The following is an 18,017-nucleotide window of genomic DNA, read 5'->3' as shown; positions in this document are numbered from 1 at the left end:
TGGAGCTGGTGGCCGTTTGCGTTTCTCGTGCCTGATTGATGGCTATGCGCGGGGGGCGGCTGTCGTTGTCGGGAAGAATGGCTTCATGTTGACGCCGGTGGTATTGGTCGAATTCCAGTGTCGCTGGGTTTTCTTGTGCGGTAGCGGCATGTGGACCTGCACCTGTCTGCGGAGGATATAGTCAGGCAGGATGGCAACGCGCTCCCTGGGTGTCCGGGGTTCCGTTTCGACAAGGTATCTGGCGACTGCCCGGGTAAGCAGGCCGGGGCCCGTCTTGCTCCAGGTATTATCGTTATCGTGCGACAGCAGGGCTTCGGCGGCCATCTCGGAGGCGAGCACGATGGCCGGATGTTCCGGTGCCGCGGCAATGACATTGTTGGCCAGAATATCAAAAGGCTCCCGGAAGCATACCATTCCCACCTCGGCGGGAAGGAGGGCGCTCAATTGGCCATACAAGCGGTCATCGGCATCGGCATAGAGGCCGCCATAATGGCGGAGACAGCAGAGGCGGAGAAAGTCGGCGCCCTCTGCAACGTTGCTCGCCTGCTTGAAGGCACGTTCATAGTCGGCCCCGAAGGTATGTCGCAGGAAGAAACGTGCCGATTGGGTATGAAAGCGGTGGTACTCGATTCCCGGCAAGCTTGACCAGGAGTGCATGATGTCCATCACGCTTTTCGGTGGCTTTCGTTCGTTCCAGTATTGCACTACCCGAAGCGGGATATATCGCTCGCCTCTCGACGGGTCTGGTGAAGACGGCTCGACATGGCGGTGGATCACGGCACTGGCAGGATGGAGATAATGGGCGCTCAGGTAGCCGTCATGACGTCCTGGGGGCAGGCTGGACTGGTCCCGTCGATAAAGTGCGAGATCGCTTATCAGGTTACCGAAGACCGACGTTGATAAGTGGCCCGATGTCAGTTGGTTGTTCACGCCTCGACGTTGTGCGTCCTTGATGAGTTCCATCACTTCGTCCTCACGCCCCTGCAGGATCAGGATCCGCAAGCGCATGTTGAGGTTGCCAGCGGCAGTTGTCCTGGTACTGACGTTGTCCAGTTCGGACATGGCGGCATTGATCTCGCCCATTTCCAGCAGGCTGTGGGCACGAATATGGGCTCTTGTCACGCGCTTGGCGACGGGAACAGGTCCATCCAGCGCCGTGAGAGCCGCTTCCGGATGGCCCGCATCCATCAACAGTCTGGCATGTAGTAGTCGAAGACCTGTGTCGTCCGGCCAGCGGCGTCGACAAAAGCGCAGATAACGTAGTCCCAGGGTGTACGCATTGCTGATTCGCAGGAAGCGTGCCAGTTCGCGTGCTTCGGGCAAGGAACGAGACCGCCGTCGTTCCTGGCGTATCTGGTCAAGGGCACCTTGTGGCCCATCGGTCAGCAACGCAAATTCCGCCAGCAGGGCATTCTTTTTAGCCTTCGGAATATGGCGCAGTAAGTATGCGATGACCGTATCGACCTGGTCGGGCTCGATCGAGGCCAAGGCCTTTTGAAAGAGCCTCTTGGCAACATTGGGCGCGCGTGGCCCGTGGTTGAAGATGGCGGTGAGCGCACGGTGGGCAGCCTCGGCCTGACCGAACCTTTCCGCCTGGGTGAAAAGCGCGAACTTGTCTCCTTCGATCAATTGATCGACCATGCCGCTCACGAAGTCGATGGCCTCCTGGCAGGTGCCAGTGAGCTCCGGGGCTGTGGTCAGCTTGATCGTCTGCAGGATCTCTGCGGCATCGGTGGGTGATAGCTCGGGATTTTGCTGGGCCTGGGCCAGCAGGCCAGGCAGCGAAGATGGCCCTTGCATGCCATCGCTGCTGGCAATGTTCAAGTTCTGTCGCATCATGCGTGCCTGACGATGCTGCGGATGGCGTTCCAGCATGTGATCCAGCACGGTTCTGGCGGCTCGAAAGCGACCATGAGCACGATAGAATTGAGCGACGGCTATCAAGACCGCTGCGTTGTTTGGCCAGCGACGCCGCAGGTTACGAAGTAGCTTCAGTGCCTGGTTGGTACGCCCCGCTTCCTGAAGCACCTGCAGTTTCACCAGTTTCAAGTGCGCATGTCTTGGCCAGCGGCGGATGGCCTGGTTGACGTGCTTCAGAGTTCGGTGGTGTGGTTTGCCGGAAGCGGCCATTACACGTACGTGGATCGTATGCAGTTGAGGGTCATCGGGCTGCGCCTTCAAGGCCTTTCGCGAACGCTTCAGGGCGATATCGATATGTCCCTGGCGAAAGGCGGAACGCACCCAGAGGCGCCATGCACCCGGATGCGGGGTTTCTGACCGAACGGCACGCCTGGCCAGTGTATCCGCACGTTCCACGTCGCCTTCTTCCATGGCACGCCGGGCCTGTTGTACGAGGCACACTGATTCATCGACCTCGGCCACACTGTTCTCGGGTCGGTCTTGCACGATGTGATCAGCCATGAATGGATCTTGCTCAGGACGGTCAGGCTCCGGCTGGAGTCTGACGAGGGGAGGGAAGTACCAGCCGGGCTTTTGGCGTTGCTTGCCCGGCCGGTACCTGGTCGGTCACGTCAAGTCTTCAGGCAGTACGAAACGTCTGGGTGATGTCCTGGATGCCGAGACGCTCCCGCAAGGCCTGGGGAAGCAAACGGCGCGATGAGATACGGTGGCGAGGCATCTCGGTGACACGCGTCTCGATGCCGTAGAGAGCGACATACTCGGCATAGTTGTCGAAAGACTGACGATCGACATAGTCGATGTAGGTTTCGGCTTCCGTGCCATTGGCGAGAATCACCTGATGAGCGTCCGTCTCGATGTGGTAATAGGTCATCGAAGTGGGCATCTCATCCCAGGGCACATGCGTGATCGAGTGGTGGTTGACCAGGGCCCCGGCGTTGATCACCAGGCCATCCAGGATAACGCCGTGGCTACTGGTGAGAATGAGGTCCTGATTGGGCTGTCCGGGCGCCAGGGCGCCTTTCTTGATCCGCACCGGGGCCTGGCCGGATGAGAAGAGACGGTGGGTGGTCTGACGACCGATCCATTTCACCGGCACCTGCTCGCCACTGTCGGTCATCACCAGGTCACCGATTGACAGCGTCTCCACGGCGACCTCGCCGTCGGGTGTGGCAATCATCGTACCTGCCGCGAAGCAGACCTGAGTGTAGGTGTTCCCGGATAGGTAGGTGTCCTGGTTGGCCTCGAATTCCTCGAACTCTTCCTGAGTCATCTCAATGCTGGCATTCACCTGGGTGCCAATAAGCGCATTGCCTTGAGTGATGTTCAGGGATCCATCCTGGTAGGCGTCCTGAGCGGAGCTGCCGTCCAGGCTCCAGTCTCCGCCCCCGAGGTTGAGGTCATCACCTGCCTGCATCCCTGTAACATTGAAGTTGACGGTGTCTGCGAGGCTCAAGGAAGGTTTGTTGAACGTGAATGAGCCTTCCTCCGAACCTGAGAAATTGACATTATAGCCATCCAGACCACTTAGTGCGCTGACATCAGAGGCATCGAGTGTCGCATCACTATTGCCTTCGATGCCGAAGGTCAAGTCATTGAGAGCGCTGACATTGAGAAGCCCCTGGTCGACCGTCAGGCTGCCTCCATTGGTGGCGGTGAAGGTCGGAGAGGCTCCGGCTTCAACACCCGCGATGCTACCGACTGTGGCGGAAACACCATCGACGATCAGCTCCTCGCTGCCCAAGGCTGTGATATTAAGGGTGTTTTCTGCGTCAGCATTATCGCTTGATATTGTTTGCGTCCCGGAATTTGCAAGATCCAGATCAAGAATCGCCATCCTTCAATTCTCCCTTGGCTGTTGTGAGCACTCAGTCACGCTTTTGTCATGATCAAGCATTGGCCTTGATGCGGATGACAAAAGGGAAAGGTGAAAAGCTTACTTTCCATACGGGTGTTTGATTTGGTCTTTCGGTGCTTTGGGGTTTTCTATCCAAGTCCTTTTCCAATTAGATTTTTCTTTTACGAGAGTAAATTGAGCTAATTTTCACAATCCGTCAAAGGAAAAGGATTCAGGCCATGTTACCGAAAGTTTCTTTTTAAAATCAGTAATATATAATATTAATGTTTATTTTTTTCAGAGCGCAAGGGATGTATCTCTAATTATGATTAACTTTATTGTTATCTTTTGAGAGCTGTTCTGCTATTCTATAAGTTGATAAAAACGTTTGCTTGCATTCAGTAAAAAACCCTTACTTTAAGTATTAAGAAAGAAAGCTTGAAAACTAGGTTGAGATACTTGAATGGGTATGGAGAGAGGAAGAGTTAGGAGGGATCTGTCGTCATCTGAAGTGAACTTTTTCTGAGCTGCACAGGCTATCTGCCGCCATCATGAGGAAAGGATGAACGACGATAACCTGATCAGGCGATGGACCACCAAGTGCCAAGCCGCCGTGATCATGGACATCTAAAGGGCAGGATTACAGCCGCTGGCTGGTCTACGGGGCTTTCTCTTGTGTGGCAAGGCGATCCTGGGCTGCAATGGGTGGGCAGCGATCCAGGAGATCATGCGGGCTTCAAACGCCTCAGGTCGATTGAGGCGTTGCGCCGGGGCCGAATGCCTGTACTCGGCCCCTGTTTTTCTTTCTCATGCATGGGTAGGCTCGAGTCATATCGTACTCGAGGGTGTCTCGGGCTTATCCGCTTCCTTCCAGATCAGGGCCGCTTCGCCGGCGTGCTCTCCCATCTCGTCCCGCCACTTCCATAATGTCCCCGATACGATCTCGAACAGTCGACCCTCGAGATCACGTCTCGTATCGCTGTAATCGAAGGCGATGCCGTCTCGCCGTACTCTGTCGATAAATACCTGCCTTGCCGCCTGCTTCTCGGCGGGGGCACTGAATCGCGAGGGCAGTCCGATAAGCTCGTCGGAGGAGCCGGCGAAGATCGACAAGGCTTTCCTGTTCGCATAGACAAACCGAGGATCGTCGCTGCGGTCATGCGCCAGCAGTCCGAAAGGGGCGTCTTGATCTATCCACTGGCGTTTTCTTGCCCGTGTTGCCGAGGCGAACTCGGGGGGAAGAAGGGCCTCTCCCGGGAGATGACCAAGGAAGGCTTCGTAGGCGTCGCATATCAGGGCCAGCAGGTCGCGGTGCTGTTGCGTCGGTGTCGTCTGCATGCTTTCACTCCCTTCCTTACAGGTTTTGGGCCCGGGGGTTGATGCCGGCGATTTGCTCGGCGTCTATCGGTACCCGAATCAATAGGGAGGTGTCCTCCGATGCCCAATGCTGCTGGAGGATGTCCTGCAGTCCGTCTAGGTCGGGAGGGAGATCGTGGGTCTTCCAGCCGGCGCTCCTGGCGACGCCTAGATAATCCATGCCCTCCAGCCGAGTATGCTGCCGTGATGCCTTCACGCCGGGAAGAATGACGGGTACGCCTTGCTCGACGATGCCGTAACCCGAATTGTCCAGCAAGAAGATGACGATACCGAGGTTCCTGGCTTCGGGCATGTAGCCGGAAAACAGTCGAAAGCATCCGTCGCCGGTGAAGGCGACGACATGATGCGCCGGGCACGCCAGCTTGGCGCCACAAGCCAGGCCCAGGGTATTGCCCATCGCGGAACCTCGGTATAGCGAGAAGAAGCGTGCGTTGGGGCTGGGGCGCTGCGTGATATAGGGCCTGTCCTTGTAGGCCAGGCAGACGTCATCGAAGCCGATCGTATTTTCGGGCCAGCTGTCATGCAGCATGGAGAAGAATTGTACCGCATCGGCATGGCCGGGCCGGGGTGGCGCGATGCGTCGCGTATTGAGCTGTTGAGGTGCTGCCGGCGATGGGAGATGGCGGTGTTCTTGATGTGTGAACTGGATGATCAAGGCGTTCAGCAAGGTGTCCAGGGGGACCAGTGTCTGGTAGAAGGCGCCTCGCGAGCGGCGTTTGAGTGTTGCACCGTGTTGCCCATAGCCGAATGGCAAGGCCGTCGCGCAAAACGTTGCGCCGGCCTTGAAGTCTCCCAGGTTGATCGTGTATTCGTCCGGCGCTGCTCCCAGGGAGAGGAGGAGCGTCTGGTCATCGATGCCGTTCCAGGTGTCCATGGCAATATCGTTGCCGCCGAAGGAGATATACCCGAATCCCCAGGGGCTGGCATGGTCGACGGCATTGGCACCATTGATGCTCCATACCACCGGGGCACTCAGGAGACTGGAGAGTCGTTCGAGGAGGGAGGGCGCTTCCGGGTATCGGCTGAGTTCCTCGCCGGCGAGGATGACGATCTTTCGGTCCCGGCTCTCCCTGGCAAGATCCTGGCAGAACCGCGATGCCTCGGTTTCATCGTACTGCAGCGCCGGAATGTCCGGAATTTCCTGGATATCGGTGGGTCGGGAAAGGGCTTCATGCTCGAGGACGAGCACCGTCGGCTTGTTGTGGGCCAGCGATTCGGCCGCTGCATGCAGGTTGGCGTCCATGCGACGGCTGTCGTCGAATACGAAGACATTGTTGGGGATTTCGGCCCGTATCGCTTCGACGGCATTACTCCCCGAGGCCGATGTATCCTGCAGAGGGCACAGGCCCTGGCTGCTCCTGGCTGAGACCGGAATGATGTAAAGGGCAGGAATATCATGCAGTTTTGCATCGCTGATGCCGCAGCTCAGTATCTTGGTGGCTGCGCCCGTGGTCGCTATGCAGGCATTGATGCTTCCATTGGCCAGAAAGCTGCCGAGTGGCATGAAGCCGGCGGCGTATTCCCCGATATTGAAGAACCCCGTCGTTTCCATTGTCTCGGGAAGCTCGCTTGACAGGTCATCGATGTGGCTCAAGAAGTGTATGATGCCACCCCCCGTGACCCCTGAAATATACTGAACGCCCCAATGCCGGAGCGTTTCCACGATGATCTCGTAACCCGTTCTGGTGTCATGGTCCATGTCTTGCCGACTCCCTCTATATCTGGCAACGATGACGGAAGCGTTTCTTTATAAGATTTTGCGAATTTAATGTAGTCCTTAAGTATGAGTTCGTCTAATTCTCGTTGCCTACTATGTCATGCTTATTAATGGCCTAGTGCTAGTTCTTGTGCGGCGAAGACAAGCGGTGAGGCCTGAGGCGGGGCGGGGGAGCACGAAGGCAGGAAAAGCAAGGAAGGGTCGCAAGAACGCCAGGGACGCAGCCGAGGCTGCAAGACGCCAGGCCGCTTCAAGGTGTCGAGAATGGCGGGTGTCGCCGTTCTGCCACAGGGCATGCGGCGTATGGCTTGCTACCATGGGGGCGTCATCATGGAGGAGAGCCCTTATGCGTATATTTTCCCTGCTGCTTGGTACCCTGCTCATTGCGGGCCTGGCGGGTTGCAGCTATCAGCCTGCCCGTATTTCCACGGAGCCGGCGGTCATCATCGATGATGGAGAGCATGGTCATCGAGGCGGTGGTGATTTCTGTCCGCCGGGACAAGCCAAGAAGGGGCGCTGCTGACCCGCTACGGCTCGGAGCGTCGATTTACACCGCATTGCCATGGGGTGTCGCCGTCCTGCCACAGGGCACGCGGCATCTGGCTTGCTAGCATGGGGGTATCCCATCCAGGAGGAGATTCCCCCATGCGCATGCTTTCCCTGCTGCTCGGTAGCCTGCTGATCGCCGGTCTGGCGGGCTGCAGCTACCACCCTGCCCGTATCAGCCCGGAACCCGCCATCGTCATCGATGATGACGGGCGCTATCACGATCGTGACCGCGATTGGGACCGGGACTGGGATCGAGACCACCGCCATCGCGATCACGACCGCTGGAAGCGGGATCGGGATTACCGGCACCACGATCATGACCGCGACAGAGGGCGGTTTTGTCCGCCGGGGCAGGCGAAGAAGGGGCGCTGCTAGGCCACCAAGCCCAGGTGGTCGACGAGGATGGTGGTGCCGATGCCGCACAGGACGAGGCCACCGAGGATTTCCGCGCGCTTGCCGATCATGGTGTTGATCACGCGTCCCAGCATGACGCCGAGGGTGGTCATCAGCAGCGTGGCGGCGCCGATGGCGAGGGATGTCCAGAGGATGTTGGCGTCCATGAAGGCCAGGGTGATGCCGATGATCAGGGCATCGATGCTGGTTGCCAGGGCCGTCACTATCAGGCGGAGAAACGAGGAAGGAGAACGCCGGGGCTTGTCCTCGGCGTTTTCGTTCTGGAGGCCCTCATGGATCATGTGGGCGCCCAGCAGGCTGAGGAGCGCGAAGGCGATCCAGTGATCCCAGGCGGTGACGTATTGCGCCATCGACAGCCCCAGGGTCCAGCCGAGGATCGGGGTCAGGGTCTCGATGATGCCGAAGACGAGGCCGGTGCGCAGGGCGTCGCGCAGGCTGGGACGCTCGGACAGGGCCGCGCCCTTGCTCAACGACGCCACGAATGCATCGCTGGACATGGAGAAGGCGAGGAAGAACGTCGAGGCGAAGGACATGCAGGCGGCTCCCGAGGTTGAAAGGCCATGACGAGGCACGCTGTCGTTGCAGCGCGGTTTCATCATTGGTCTCGCCAACCTTTCGGCCACCCGTGCCACGGCATGACTGCCGAGTGTGTTGACACGAGGACTCCCTGCGCTGCCAGCGCCGGAAGCAGGCTACTCCCCAAGAACGAGCATGAGCTTACATGAGCGGATGGGGAATGTCATGCGTCATGGCCGCAGTGCGAACGCTTCAAGCAACATTGACGGCGTGTACCTTCAGCTCGACGTTCAATACCTTGCGGAGGGCGCCAAGGATGGCGGAAAGGTTATCCATGCCGGGGTTACCGGAAGCCGATAGCATACGATGCAAACTCTTGCTCGGTCGACCCGTTTCCCGGGCGAGCGCTTCGAAGCCGATGGTGGCATTGACTAGATCACGCAACATCACCCGTGTGGTGTCAGCCTCACCATTCAGGAATAGTGTCATGGCTTCATCCAGCATGGCCTTTGCAAACTCCGGGTCTCGCTCGGTACGTGCGGCAATCGTTGCTTTGAAGTCACGAGTCATTGCCATGATTGGCTCCCTTGGCTGCTTTACGTCGACGTTTGCGACGCTTGTATTCGTTTCGCAGTGATTTGGCATTGTCGATATCAGCACGCTGGCGCTTCTTGGTTCCTCCGCCGAGGAGGATGACCAATCGTTCTCCGTCACGAAGCAGGTAAATTCGGTAGCCTGGCCCCCAGTCGATGCGGTACTCGCCGATACCATCGAACCACTTGATATTCGAGGTGTTGCCCATTGCCATGCGGTACTCAGCGGTGGCAACTTTTGCCGCTGATTGGCTGTCGAGCCTATCGAACCACTCTCGATAAGGGCTGCTTCCGTCTAATCGGAGAAATTCTCGAAGCTCGATATCCATGGGTATTCAAGGTAACTTATAGGTTACTGTTATGCAATGCCGCATTCTTCTCGTTGCCGTGATGACAGGCTTGGCTGTTTGACCCTGAACGCAAGCCATAAGCGCAGGAGGCAGGTGTCTCCGTCACCGCCCGGATAGCCAGTGCTGGAAGGTGCGGCTGGCGGGGGTGAGGTGGCGGTGCTGGGGGATGAGCAGCGAGAGTTTGCCGCGACTGGGCAGGGCCTGGGGCAGGGCTGGCAGTAGATGACCCTGGCGCAGTTCGTCGGCGAGCAGTTGTTCCCAGCCGAGGGTGATGCCCTGGCCGGCCAGGGTGGCATTCATCAAGACCTGATAGCTGTTCGCGCGCAGGCAGTGGGTCGGTTCGTGCCAGGCCAGGCCCAGGGCGTTGAACCAGTCCTGCCAGGTCAGCCAGTCGTTGAAGTGGTCCTCGAGCACCAGCAGGGTGTGGTCGCGCAGCAACTCCTCGGGGGTGCCGACCTCGCCGTGATGCCGCGTGTAGTGAGGACTGCACACCGCGATGACGTTTTCATCGGCAAAGACTGGCTCGGCCATCAGGCCGGGGGGATCCACCTGGCCTTCGAGATGGTAGTAGAGCCCCAGGTCGAACTCGGTGAGATCGAGCCGGTAGGGATCCTCCATGGTCAGCAGCCGAATCTCGATGTGCGGGTGCTGGCGCTGGAAGTCGGGCAGATGCCGGGACAGCCAGATGGAGGCGATGGTGGGGCTGGTGGCCAGGGTCAACTGGTGGTCGTCGCCGTGGCGTCGCAGGCGGGCCGTCTCGTCGGCCAGGTCGCGCAGCAGGCGGCGCACGACCCGGTAGTAGTGTTCCGCGGCCGGGGTCGGTCGCAGGCCATCGGGGACGCGTTCGAACAGCGGGCGTCCCAGGTCTTCCTCCAGCCGCTTGATCTGGCGGCTGACGGCACTCTGGGTCAGGTTGAGCTCGCGGCCGGCCTGGGTGAAGCTGCAATGCCTGGCGGTGGCCTCGAAGGCCCTCAGGCACTGCAACGGGGGCAGGGCGTCGCGTCCGCTCATGGAAATCCTCGGCGATGGCAGGCTCGTGCTGTCGCCGAGGATATCATGCCCGATGGCAGGCATCGTCAGATCGCCCGCCGGGGAACCGTGGTCCGCCAGTCGCGACGATGCACTTCCTCGCCGTCATCGTGGGCGATCTGCTCGGCCTCGATGAAGAAGGTCGTCTCGTCGCAGGTCAGCCGGTAGCGACTTTCTACGCTGACATCGAAGCGGCCGGGGCCTTCGTCGCGGCCGGCCCGGTAATGCCAGGCGATCTCCGCGCGGGCTCGGGTCGGGTCCTCCGGGTGGGCGGTGTAGCGCTCCTCGCAGGATTGCGCCACCCGGTAGCCATGGTCGGCGAGCGTCATGGCGCCCAGGTCGTCCTCGACGATCACCGTGACTTCGCCGTTGGCCACGTCTTCCTGGATAGTGCGGCGCGGCGCAGGACGGCGCTGGGTGTCGACGTTGGCGGGGCGGGCGCTTTCCGGCGCTTCGAAGGGGTTCTCCACGGTCTCGCCCTGGAAGACAGGCAGTTCCAGGCGCTGCAGGCCGGGCTCCAGGGTGAGCGCGGCACGTCGGGCCGTGGGCCACAGCAGCGGGAAGTTGGCCGAGGCGACGGCCACGCGCAGCCGGTGCCCGGCGGGCAGGCGATAGCCGATCATGTCGAGCTCGAGATCCACGTCCATGGGCTCGCCGGGCACCGGTGGTTCCAGGTGGTCGTGATCGCGCAGCGACAGGTTGAGCACGCCGTAGGTGATACGGGCTACCTGGCCGTCGGGGCGTACGTCGCTCAGGCGCACGGTGAGCTGCCCACAGGGCTGATCGCTGGCCAGTCGCAGGCGCAGGCGCGGCTTGCCGAGGATGTCGAGTGGCGCCTCCAGCGGTTCGCTGTCGAAGCACAGTGCCAGGGCGTCGTCCTGGCGCTGGTCGCCCGGCAGGTCGGGGCCGAACCAGATGGCGCAGTATTCACCCTGGTGGCTGCCGGCGGTGAGCGGTGAGTCGACTGTCTTCGGCTGGGCCAGTGATGCGTCGCCGGGCACCAGGCCGGTATCGGTCAGGGCGAAGGGGTGATGCTCGACGCTCGATGCGGGCCAGCCCTCGGTGCGCACCCAGGCCCCCGGGCGCTCGGCGTACATGGGCTTCGGCGGCAGGGCGTCCTGCAGGTAGAAGGTACCACTCGGCTCGTCCATGATGCCGGTGTCGATGTCCTTCAGCCAGTGGTCCCACCAGCGCAGCGCTTCCTGGAGGAAGCCGATGGCGGGGTCGGGCACGGCGAAGTGCGGATACTTGTGGATCCAGGGGCCGATCAGGCCCTTCTTCGGCCCCGGAAGATGTTCCAGCAGGCGCGGCACGCTGTTCTTGTAGCCGTCTCCCCAGCCACCGACGGCGTAGACGGCGGCCTCGATGTCGGCGTAGTTCTGGTTGACCGAGCCGTGCTTCCAGTAGGCGTCGCGGGTCTGGTGGCTCATCCAGGTTTCGGCCAGCAACGGCATGTTGTCGAGTCGCTCTTTCCAGCGTTCGCGCCAGACATCGCCGACCAGGGCCGGGTCGGGCGGTGCCGCCGAGAAGCTGAGCATGGTGGCCGACCAGCCCAGGTTCTCGTGCAGCAGGTTGCCGCCCTTGTAGTGGATGTCGTCGGTGTAGCGGTCGTCGGTGGAGCACAGGGTGATGATGGCCTTGAGCGGCTCGGGCTTGAGCGCGGCCAGCTGCAGCGAATTGAAGCCGCCCCAGGAGATGCCCATCATGCCGAGCTTGCCGTTGCACCAGGGCTGGCGGGTCAGCCAGTCGATCACCTCCAGGCCATCGGCCTGTTCCTGCGGCAGGTACTCGTCGGCCATCAAGCCTTCGGATTCGCCGTTGCCCCGCATGTCGACCCGCACCGCGGCGTAGCCGTGGCCGGCGAAGTAGGGATGCGTCAGCTCGTCGCGCACCGCCGTGCCGTCACGCTTGCGGTAGGGCAGGTACTCGAGGATGGCGGGCACCGGGTGGCTTTCGGCATCCTCCGGCAGCCAGATGCGGGCGGCGAGCCGGGTACCGTCGGCGAGCGGAATCTCCAGGTGCTCGATCTCACGGATGCGATGCGGGAAGTCGGTCTTCACGTTCATTGCGTCTGGCCTTGTACGTCGTGCTGGGCGTGATGGGTGGACGTATCGGGGCGCTCGAGGGCGCTGGGGTCGCGCAGCCAGTGCCAGAGGGCGCCGCTGGCGAGCAGGATGATCACCAGCGCGGGCAGGCCACCGAGATTGGAGAGCATCTTGACGCCATCGATGCCGACGAAGCTGGTCATCACCCAGGCGATGATGCCGACCACCACGCCCCAGATGATCTTCATGGGGATGCCGGCGCTGAAGTCGGAGTCGGCGGTCAGGCCACGGGTACAGAGGTTGCCGATGGCATCGGTGTTGGAGTCCGCCGCGGTGACGTAGGAGATGAAGGCGATGAACAGCAGCAGCGGCACCCAGATGCCGGACAGCGGCAGTTCGCCGAAGAGCCGGTAGAGCACGTGCTCCACGCCCTGGTTATCGAGCACGCTGTGGAGGTCGATGCCGGTGCGCATCTGGAAGTAGAGGGTGCCTCCGGAGAATATGACGATCCATACGGCGGCGAACAGCGACGGATAGAGCAGGTTGATGCGCAGGAAGTCGCGTACCCGGTAGCCCCGCGAGATGCGCCCGAGGAAGAGCGAGGCCACGGGGGCCCAGGCGAACCAGATGGCCCAGTAGAAGATCGACCACCAGTGCGGCCACTGGTCGTCGCCGGCGGCGCCGGTGAACAGGCTGCGGGTGAAGAAGTCGTCGAGATAGACACCGAACGACTCCACGCCGATCTTCAGCATAAAGGCCGTGGGGCCGAACACGAAGACGAACAGGCCGAGCACCAGCAGCAGCCAGGCATTGAGCGCCGAGAGCCGGGCGATGCCCTTCTTCAGGCCGCTGGCGGCCGAGAGCACGAAGGTGACCACGATCACCGAGATGATCAGGCCCAGGCGCAGCGGGCTGGTGTCGCCCTCGATGTACTGGCCGATGCCGCCGGCCAGGGTGATGGCGCCGGTGCCGAGGGTCGCGGCCATGCCGGCCACCAGGGAATACAGCGCCAGGGCGTCGATCAGCCCCGAGAAGCGTGTGATGCGCGGGCCGAAGACCGGCTCGAGCATGCTGCTGATCGAGAACTTCTGGCGGCGGTTGTAGAACGCCAGGGCGAAGATCAGTGCCGGGACCGCGTAGATGGCATAGGGCGTGAAGGTCCAGTGCAGGAACATGGTCGACATGGCGAACAGCGCCGCCTCGGAGGAACCGGCCTCCATGCCCAGCGATTCGGGTGGCCCCATCAGGTGATAGAGCGGTTCGGCGGTGGTCCAGAACAGCACGCCGACCGCCAGGGTGGTGCACAGCGTGATGGAGAACCAACGGGTTCTCGACAGCAGCGGCTCGGCATCCTCACCACCGATGCGGATGCGTCCGAGCGGCGAGACATACACCACCACGGCGAGCACCAGCAGATAGAGGCTGCCCAGGCTGAACAGCCAGGAGAAGCGTGCCAGGATGGCGTCGTTGAGCTGGCTGGTGAAGCCGAGAAAGGCCTCCAGATCGACCAGGCTACCGATCACGGCGGTGAGCAGGATGAGAAAGGTCGGCCAGAAAACCAGGGGCCGCATGTGATGGATCATGGGCATCTCTCCACTTTTTATGTCGTCTCCGGGATGTCCCCGGCGCATGGCTCGCTACCTTAACCGCCCGTGCCATGGGGGTGACAGCGATCGGTCTGCATGGGGGTATGACGTAGACGCATGCCCCGCTCAAGCGGCACATCGATTTCCCGGACCCCATCCCGCCTGAACGAACAAGGCCCGGCATGATGAGCCGGGCCTTGCATGGACGGATGGACCATCGTTGACGAATCACCGCAGCCGGGCGAGTTCCTCGTTCAGGGCGTCGAGGGTCGGGTGGCTCATCCAGATTTCGACCTGCAACGGCATGTCGCCGAGGGGCTCTTTCCAGCGCTCGTGATCCACGAACCTTCCGCTTGCAGAGTCGCCCGGGTGGGCTGAAGGGCATGCGTCTCAAGACACTGGCCAGGCATGAATGTCTGGCCAGTGTCGTTCTGTCATTTAAAAGGCCAGGATGATGCCCAGCAATAATCCCCAGGCGAGCACGCCCGCGGCCATGATCGTGTAGGTGGCCGACATGGTGATCACATCGTTGGTGCGACGTTCGCAGAGTGCCTGCAGACCGTGGTAGATCAGGCTGCAGGAAAGGGCCAGGGCCACTAGCTCCGCGAAGACATTGAGCAGGAGGCTGGGGATCAGCAGCAGTATCGAGGCGGACCACATCGGCAGCGGCGCCAGGGCGGCCAGCAAGTAGGCATTCTGGTAGTCGATCGATAGCTCGCGTGTCGCATTGACCACGGCGTGGATCAGCCAGCCCATAACGAAGAAGGTCAGCAGTTCGGCCAGAAACAGGATGGTGGTGATGAAGCGCCACTGGCGATCGCCGAAGCCGGCCATGAAATCATCGCCATAATGGGTGCCGGCGTAGTAGAGGAGTATCGGCGGCAGCAACGACATGGGGAGTACCAGACACCAAGCCAGCGTGGGGATGGAAGGCCTGCGTCGCTGCAGTTCCTTCCAGCCAGCGGTGCGCGTGATGGGCAGGAGGATGATTGAGGTTATCTTCATGTTCGGGCTCCCGTTAGCGAGTGGCTGAGGGGGTGAGGGCTTCTTCGCGCGTCAGGATGGGAACCCGGCGTTCGGTCCACCACATCCAGATGATGGAGACCAGGGTCACGCCGAAGCAGAGCATCCACACCGTGGTGGCCACGCCGGTGAGATCGACCAGGGCCCCGAACATGATCGGCAGGAGGAAGCCGCCCAGTCCGCCGGCCAACCCGACGATGCCGGAGACGAGGCCCAGGTTTTCGTCGTACTCGTTGGATAGGTACTTGAACACCGAGGCCTTGCCGATGCCCCAGGCGATACCCACCACGAACAGTGCCGCCGTGAACAGCCATGCCGGAATGCCGAAGCCGAATTCCACGGTACCCTGGCCGCCGGCGGCCTGCACGCTGTAATGGGTTGTCGGGTAGGACATGATGAAAAGGGCGATCAGGCTGGCCCACATGCAGGTCCAGGTGACGGTATGGGCACCGAAACGGTCGGAAAGCCAGCCGCCGAAGGCGCGAATCACGCCGGAGGGCAGTACGAAGACGGTGGCGATCAGCGCCGCCAACTGGATGCCCAGGCCGTACTCGTTCATGTAGTAACGAGTCAGCCACAGCGAGACCCCCACGTAGCCACCGAACACGACCGAGTAATACTGGCAGTATTTCCATACCCTGGGATCGTTGAGCACCTTTACCTGTTCGCGTAGCGATGTTCCCTGGGAACGTCGATGAGCCGGGTCGCTATAGGTGAAGAACCAGAACAGCAGGATGGTGACCAGCATGATCGCCGCATAGAGATTGGGTACCGATTGCCAGCCCAGCATGATGATCACCGTGGGCGCGATGTACTTGGTGATGGCGGCACCGGCGTTGCCGGCACCGAAGATGCCCATGGCCAGGCCCTGACGGTCTTTCTCGAACCACTTGGCGGTATAGGTGATGCCTACCGAGAAGTTGCCGCCGACCAGGCCGATGCAGGCGCCCAAGGCCAGCAGTTGCCAGTATTGCGTAGCGAACTGGGTCAACCAGATGGCGGGCATCACGGCGATCAGCACGGAAAGAAACACCGGTCGGCCACCATAGCGGTCGGTCATGGCACCGAGGGGAAGACGGCTCAGCGACCCCGTCAGGATGGGAACCGCGGTCAGAATGCCGAACTGGGTGCCGTTGAGGTCGAGCTGCTCGGCGATGGGTACGCCGATTTCGCCGAACATCGTCCACACCATGAAGCACATGGTGAAGGCGAACGTATTGGCCACCAGAATCGAATTCTGCTTGAAGCGATGGGAGGCCATTTCCTGAGTCTCCTGCCTTGGGGTTAGGTGCTGCAATCGTTGCAGTTGTCGTCACGACATCGATATCAGGGGTTCTTCACGTAGGCGTTGCTGCGCAGATAGAACCACCAGTTCACTACCAGACAAAGCGCATAGAAAACGGCGAAACCGTACATGGCGAGCTCTGGAGTACCGGCCTTGATCTGCCCGCCAATCACTTGTGGGGCGATGAAGGCCCCATAGGCGGCAATCGCCGAACTCCAGCCCAGCACCGGCCCCTTCTGCTGGGTATCGAAGATCACGCCGATGCTGCGGAAGGTGGAGCCGTTGCCGATGCCGCTGGCCGCGAACATCACGATGAACAGTGCCAGGAATATCCAGAAATACTGGTTCGGATCGGTGGCGTTGTAGGCCAGCATCATCACATAGCCGGTCGCGACGGAGGCCACCACCATGATGGCCGAGATGATCTGGGTGACGATGGAGCCGCCGACCTTGTCGGAGATCCAGCCGCCCACCGGGCGAATCAGGGCGCCCACGAAGGCACCCATCCAGGACCAGGTCAGGGCGCTGGGGGCATCCGGGTTGGGGACCCGGGCCAGGCTGCCATCGGCGGCCACGTCCATCATGTTGCCGAAGATGACGTTGATGGAAAGTGGCAAGGCAGCGGAAAAGCCGATGAAAGAGCCGAAGGTGAGAATATAGAGCACCGTCATCGACCAGGTGTGCTTGTTCGAGAAGATGGCGAATTGCTGCTGGATGGCCGGCTTGATGTTGCCGGGCAACGAACGCAGTGCGGCGAGCGTCAGCAGGATGGTGAGCGGCAAGGCGATCCACATGCTGACCCAGCCCAGGGTCAGTACGCCCACCACCGAGGTGACGATGCCCACGCCATAGAAGCCGAGTATCTTGCCGAAGGCCGATGCGGGACTCCCTGGTTGGGGAGTGATGGTGCGCAGGTTGTTCATGCCGAACCAGCAGGCGAGGGCCAGAGGAATCAGAAACACTAGCCAGATCAGGGCGGCGTTCTGTATCCAGGCATCGGTGCCGGCCTCGATGCGCCCGATCAGCGTTCCGCTGGCGCTTTGCAGCGGCATGGGGGCGCCGGCGAGAATACCGAACAGGCCGACAGTCATCACCAGGGGGATCAGGATCTGCATGGTGGTGACGCCGAAGTTGCCCAGTCCGGCGTTCATGCCCAATGCATAGCCTTGCTGCGCTTTCGGGAAGAAGGTCGAGATGTTGCTCATGGAGCAGGCGAAGTTGCCACCACCGATGCCCGAGAGCAGGGCCAAGGCTTGAAAGACCCAGAAGGGCGTTTGCGGGTTCATCAGGGCGAGACCGGTGCCCAGGGCCGGAATCATCAGCAGGGCGGTGGTCAGAAAGATGGTGTTGCGGCCGCCGGCGATACGGATCATGAAGGAAGCGGGGATCCGCAGGGTAGCGCCGGAGAGGCCGCTGATGGCGGTCAAGGTGAAGAGCTGGTCCACCGTGAAGGGGAAGCCCAGGTTCTGCATTTGCGTGGTGATCATGCCCCACATCATCCAGATGGCGAACCCCATCGCCAGGCTGGGTATGGAAAGCCACAGATTGCGATTGGCGACCCGGCTCCCGTGGGTCTCCCAGAACGCCGTATCCTCGACATCCCAGTGCTCGATATCGGCGTTGGGTCTGCCTGGAAGACCGTGCTCGTCTGAACGGCGGGCAGCGTCGACACGCTCTCGGTCCATGACGTATTTCCCCCTGATATTCACGATGGGCCCCGTGAGGGGCTTTGTCGGGAAAGATACGCCGGAGATGGCGACGGAGAAATGCGTCAAAAAC

At 61.0% G+C, this 18,017-nt stretch carries 15 protein-coding genes; 2 read left to right on the top strand and 13 right to left on the bottom strand.

Annotated elements, in window-relative coordinates; translation table 11 throughout:
* Window positions 1-42 precede the first annotated feature (42 nt).
* From LU493_RS07930 to LU493_RS07915, 4 genes are all read right to left on the bottom strand, one after another.
* Window positions 43-2,421, bottom strand: a complete 2,379-nt coding sequence (locus tag LU493_RS07930; protein WP_275287247.1) for a tetratricopeptide repeat protein — start codon at window positions 2,419-2,421, stop codon at window positions 43-45.
* A 118-nt stretch (window positions 2,422-2,539) separates the two neighbouring features.
* Complete coding sequence (locus LU493_RS07925; protein ID WP_275287246.1) at window positions 2,540-3,754, bottom strand: Hint domain-containing protein; 1,215 nt, start codon at window positions 3,752-3,754, stop codon at window positions 2,540-2,542.
* A gap of 828 nt (window positions 3,755-4,582) precedes the next feature.
* On the bottom strand, window positions 4,583-5,092 hold the full coding sequence (locus LU493_RS07920; RefSeq protein ID WP_275287245.1) for an MEKHLA domain-containing protein: 510 nt from the start codon (window positions 5,090-5,092) through the stop codon (window positions 4,583-4,585).
* 16 nt (window positions 5,093-5,108) lie between these two features.
* Window positions 5,109-6,830 carry a thiamine pyrophosphate-dependent enzyme gene (locus LU493_RS07915; protein ID WP_275287244.1) on the bottom strand — a complete coding sequence of 574 codons (1,722 nt, stop codon included), beginning with the start codon at window positions 6,828-6,830 and terminating at the stop codon, window positions 5,109-5,111.
* A gap of 364 nt (window positions 6,831-7,194) precedes the next feature.
* On the opposite strand from LU493_RS07915, the gene LU493_RS07910 reads away from it, so the two are divergent.
* Window positions 7,195-7,371 (top strand): hypothetical protein, encoded by a 177-nt coding sequence (locus LU493_RS07910; protein WP_275287243.1) that lies wholly within the window; start codon window positions 7,195-7,197, stop codon window positions 7,369-7,371.
* A gap of 122 nt (window positions 7,372-7,493) precedes the next feature.
* Complete coding sequence (locus LU493_RS07905; RefSeq protein ID WP_275287242.1) at window positions 7,494-7,772, top strand: hypothetical protein; 279 nt, start codon at window positions 7,494-7,496, stop codon at window positions 7,770-7,772.
* Here LU493_RS07905 and mntP read toward each other — a convergent pair.
* The 9 genes from mntP to LU493_RS07860 form a co-directional block, all read right to left on the bottom strand.
* Entirely contained in the window at window positions 7,769-8,344 is a 576-nt protein-coding gene (gene mntP, locus LU493_RS07900; protein WP_275287241.1) for a manganese efflux pump MntP, read from the bottom strand. The genes LU493_RS07905 and mntP overlap by 4 nt on opposite strands.
* 235 nt (window positions 8,345-8,579) lie before the next feature.
* Window positions 8,580-8,903 carry a DNA-binding protein gene (locus LU493_RS07895; RefSeq protein WP_275287240.1) on the bottom strand — a complete coding sequence of 108 codons (324 nt, stop codon included), beginning with the start codon at window positions 8,901-8,903 and terminating at the stop codon, window positions 8,580-8,582.
* Entirely contained in the window at window positions 8,887-9,249 is a 363-nt protein-coding gene (locus LU493_RS07890; RefSeq protein ID WP_275287239.1) for a type II toxin-antitoxin system RelE/ParE family toxin, read from the bottom strand. Before LU493_RS07890 ends, LU493_RS07895 begins: the two co-directional genes overlap by 17 nt.
* Before the next feature lie 123 nt (window positions 9,250-9,372).
* Complete coding sequence (locus LU493_RS07885) at window positions 9,373-10,281, bottom strand: LysR substrate-binding domain-containing protein (RefSeq protein WP_275287238.1); 909 nt, start codon at window positions 10,279-10,281, stop codon at window positions 9,373-9,375.
* A gap of 65 nt (window positions 10,282-10,346) precedes the next feature.
* Window positions 10,347-12,365: a CocE/NonD family hydrolase gene (locus LU493_RS07880; RefSeq protein ID WP_275287237.1), complete on the bottom strand. Its 2,019-nt coding sequence runs from the start codon at window positions 12,363-12,365 to the stop codon at window positions 10,347-10,349.
* Complete coding sequence (locus LU493_RS07875; protein WP_275287236.1) at window positions 12,362-13,927, bottom strand: BCCT family transporter; 1,566 nt, start codon at window positions 13,925-13,927, stop codon at window positions 12,362-12,364. The genes LU493_RS07880 and LU493_RS07875 overlap by 4 nt, the downstream gene beginning before the upstream one ends.
* A 441-nt stretch (window positions 13,928-14,368) precedes the next feature.
* On the bottom strand, window positions 14,369-14,935 hold the full coding sequence (locus tag LU493_RS07870) for a YIP1 family protein (RefSeq protein WP_275287235.1): 567 nt from the start codon (window positions 14,933-14,935) through the stop codon (window positions 14,369-14,371).
* 13 nt (window positions 14,936-14,948) lie between these two features.
* A complete protein-coding gene (locus LU493_RS07865) occupies window positions 14,949-16,214 on the bottom strand; it encodes an MFS transporter (protein WP_275287234.1) in 1,266 nt (421 codons plus the stop codon).
* Window positions 16,215-16,279: 65 nt separating this feature from the next.
* Window positions 16,280-17,923 (bottom strand): antiporter, encoded by a 1,644-nt coding sequence (locus tag LU493_RS07860; RefSeq protein ID WP_275287233.1) that lies wholly within the window; start codon window positions 17,921-17,923, stop codon window positions 16,280-16,282.
* Between the last annotated feature and the right edge of the window lie 94 nt (window positions 17,924-18,017).

Origin of the sequence: Halomonas elongata (genome assembly GCF_029081005.1) — a bacterium.
GTDB lineage: Bacteria > Pseudomonadota > Gammaproteobacteria > Pseudomonadales > Halomonadaceae > Halomonas > Halomonas elongata_B.
This window is presented reverse-complemented; position numbering and strand designations above follow the sequence as displayed.

Excerpts from the sequence above, each read along its gene's own strand:
- LU493_RS07905 (WP_275287242.1), top strand. The coding sequence starts at position 7,494 with ATGCGCATGCTTTCCCTGCTGCTCGGTAGCCTGCTGATCGCCGGTCTG.
- LU493_RS07930 (WP_275287247.1), bottom strand. The coding sequence starts at position 2,421 with ATGGCTGATCACATCGTGCAAGACCGACCCGAGAACAGTGTGGCCGAG.
- LU493_RS07870 (WP_275287235.1), bottom strand. The coding sequence starts at position 14,935 with ATGAAGATAACCTCAATCATCCTCCTGCCCATCACGCGCACCGCTGGC.
- LU493_RS07915 (WP_275287244.1), bottom strand. The coding sequence starts at position 6,830 with ATGGACCATGACACCAGAACGGGTTACGAGATCATCGTGGAAACGCTC.
- LU493_RS07860 (WP_275287233.1), bottom strand. The coding sequence starts at position 17,923 with ATGGACCGAGAGCGTGTCGACGCTGCCCGCCGTTCAGACGAGCACGGT.
- LU493_RS07895 (WP_275287240.1), bottom strand. The coding sequence starts at position 8,903 with ATGGCAATGACTCGTGACTTCAAAGCAACGATTGCCGCACGTACCGAG.
- mntP (WP_275287241.1), bottom strand. The coding sequence starts at position 8,344 with ATGTCCTTCGCCTCGACGTTCTTCCTCGCCTTCTCCATGTCCAGCGAT.
- LU493_RS07865 (WP_275287234.1), bottom strand. The coding sequence starts at position 16,214 with ATGGCCTCCCATCGCTTCAAGCAGAATTCGATTCTGGTGGCCAATACG.
- LU493_RS07920 (WP_275287245.1), bottom strand. The coding sequence starts at position 5,092 with ATGCAGACGACACCGACGCAACAGCACCGCGACCTGCTGGCCCTGATA.
- LU493_RS07885 (WP_275287238.1), bottom strand. The coding sequence starts at position 10,281 with ATGAGCGGACGCGACGCCCTGCCCCCGTTGCAGTGCCTGAGGGCCTTC.
- LU493_RS07875 (WP_275287236.1), bottom strand. The coding sequence starts at position 13,927 with ATGATCCATCACATGCGGCCCCTGGTTTTCTGGCCGACCTTTCTCATC.
- LU493_RS07890 (WP_275287239.1), bottom strand. The coding sequence starts at position 9,249 with ATGGATATCGAGCTTCGAGAATTTCTCCGATTAGACGGAAGCAGCCCT.
- LU493_RS07925 (WP_275287246.1), bottom strand. The coding sequence starts at position 3,754 with ATGGCGATTCTTGATCTGGATCTTGCAAATTCCGGGACGCAAACAATA.
- LU493_RS07910 (WP_275287243.1), top strand. The coding sequence starts at position 7,195 with ATGCGTATATTTTCCCTGCTGCTTGGTACCCTGCTCATTGCGGGCCTG.
- LU493_RS07880 (WP_275287237.1), bottom strand. The coding sequence starts at position 12,365 with ATGAACGTGAAGACCGACTTCCCGCATCGCATCCGTGAGATCGAGCAC.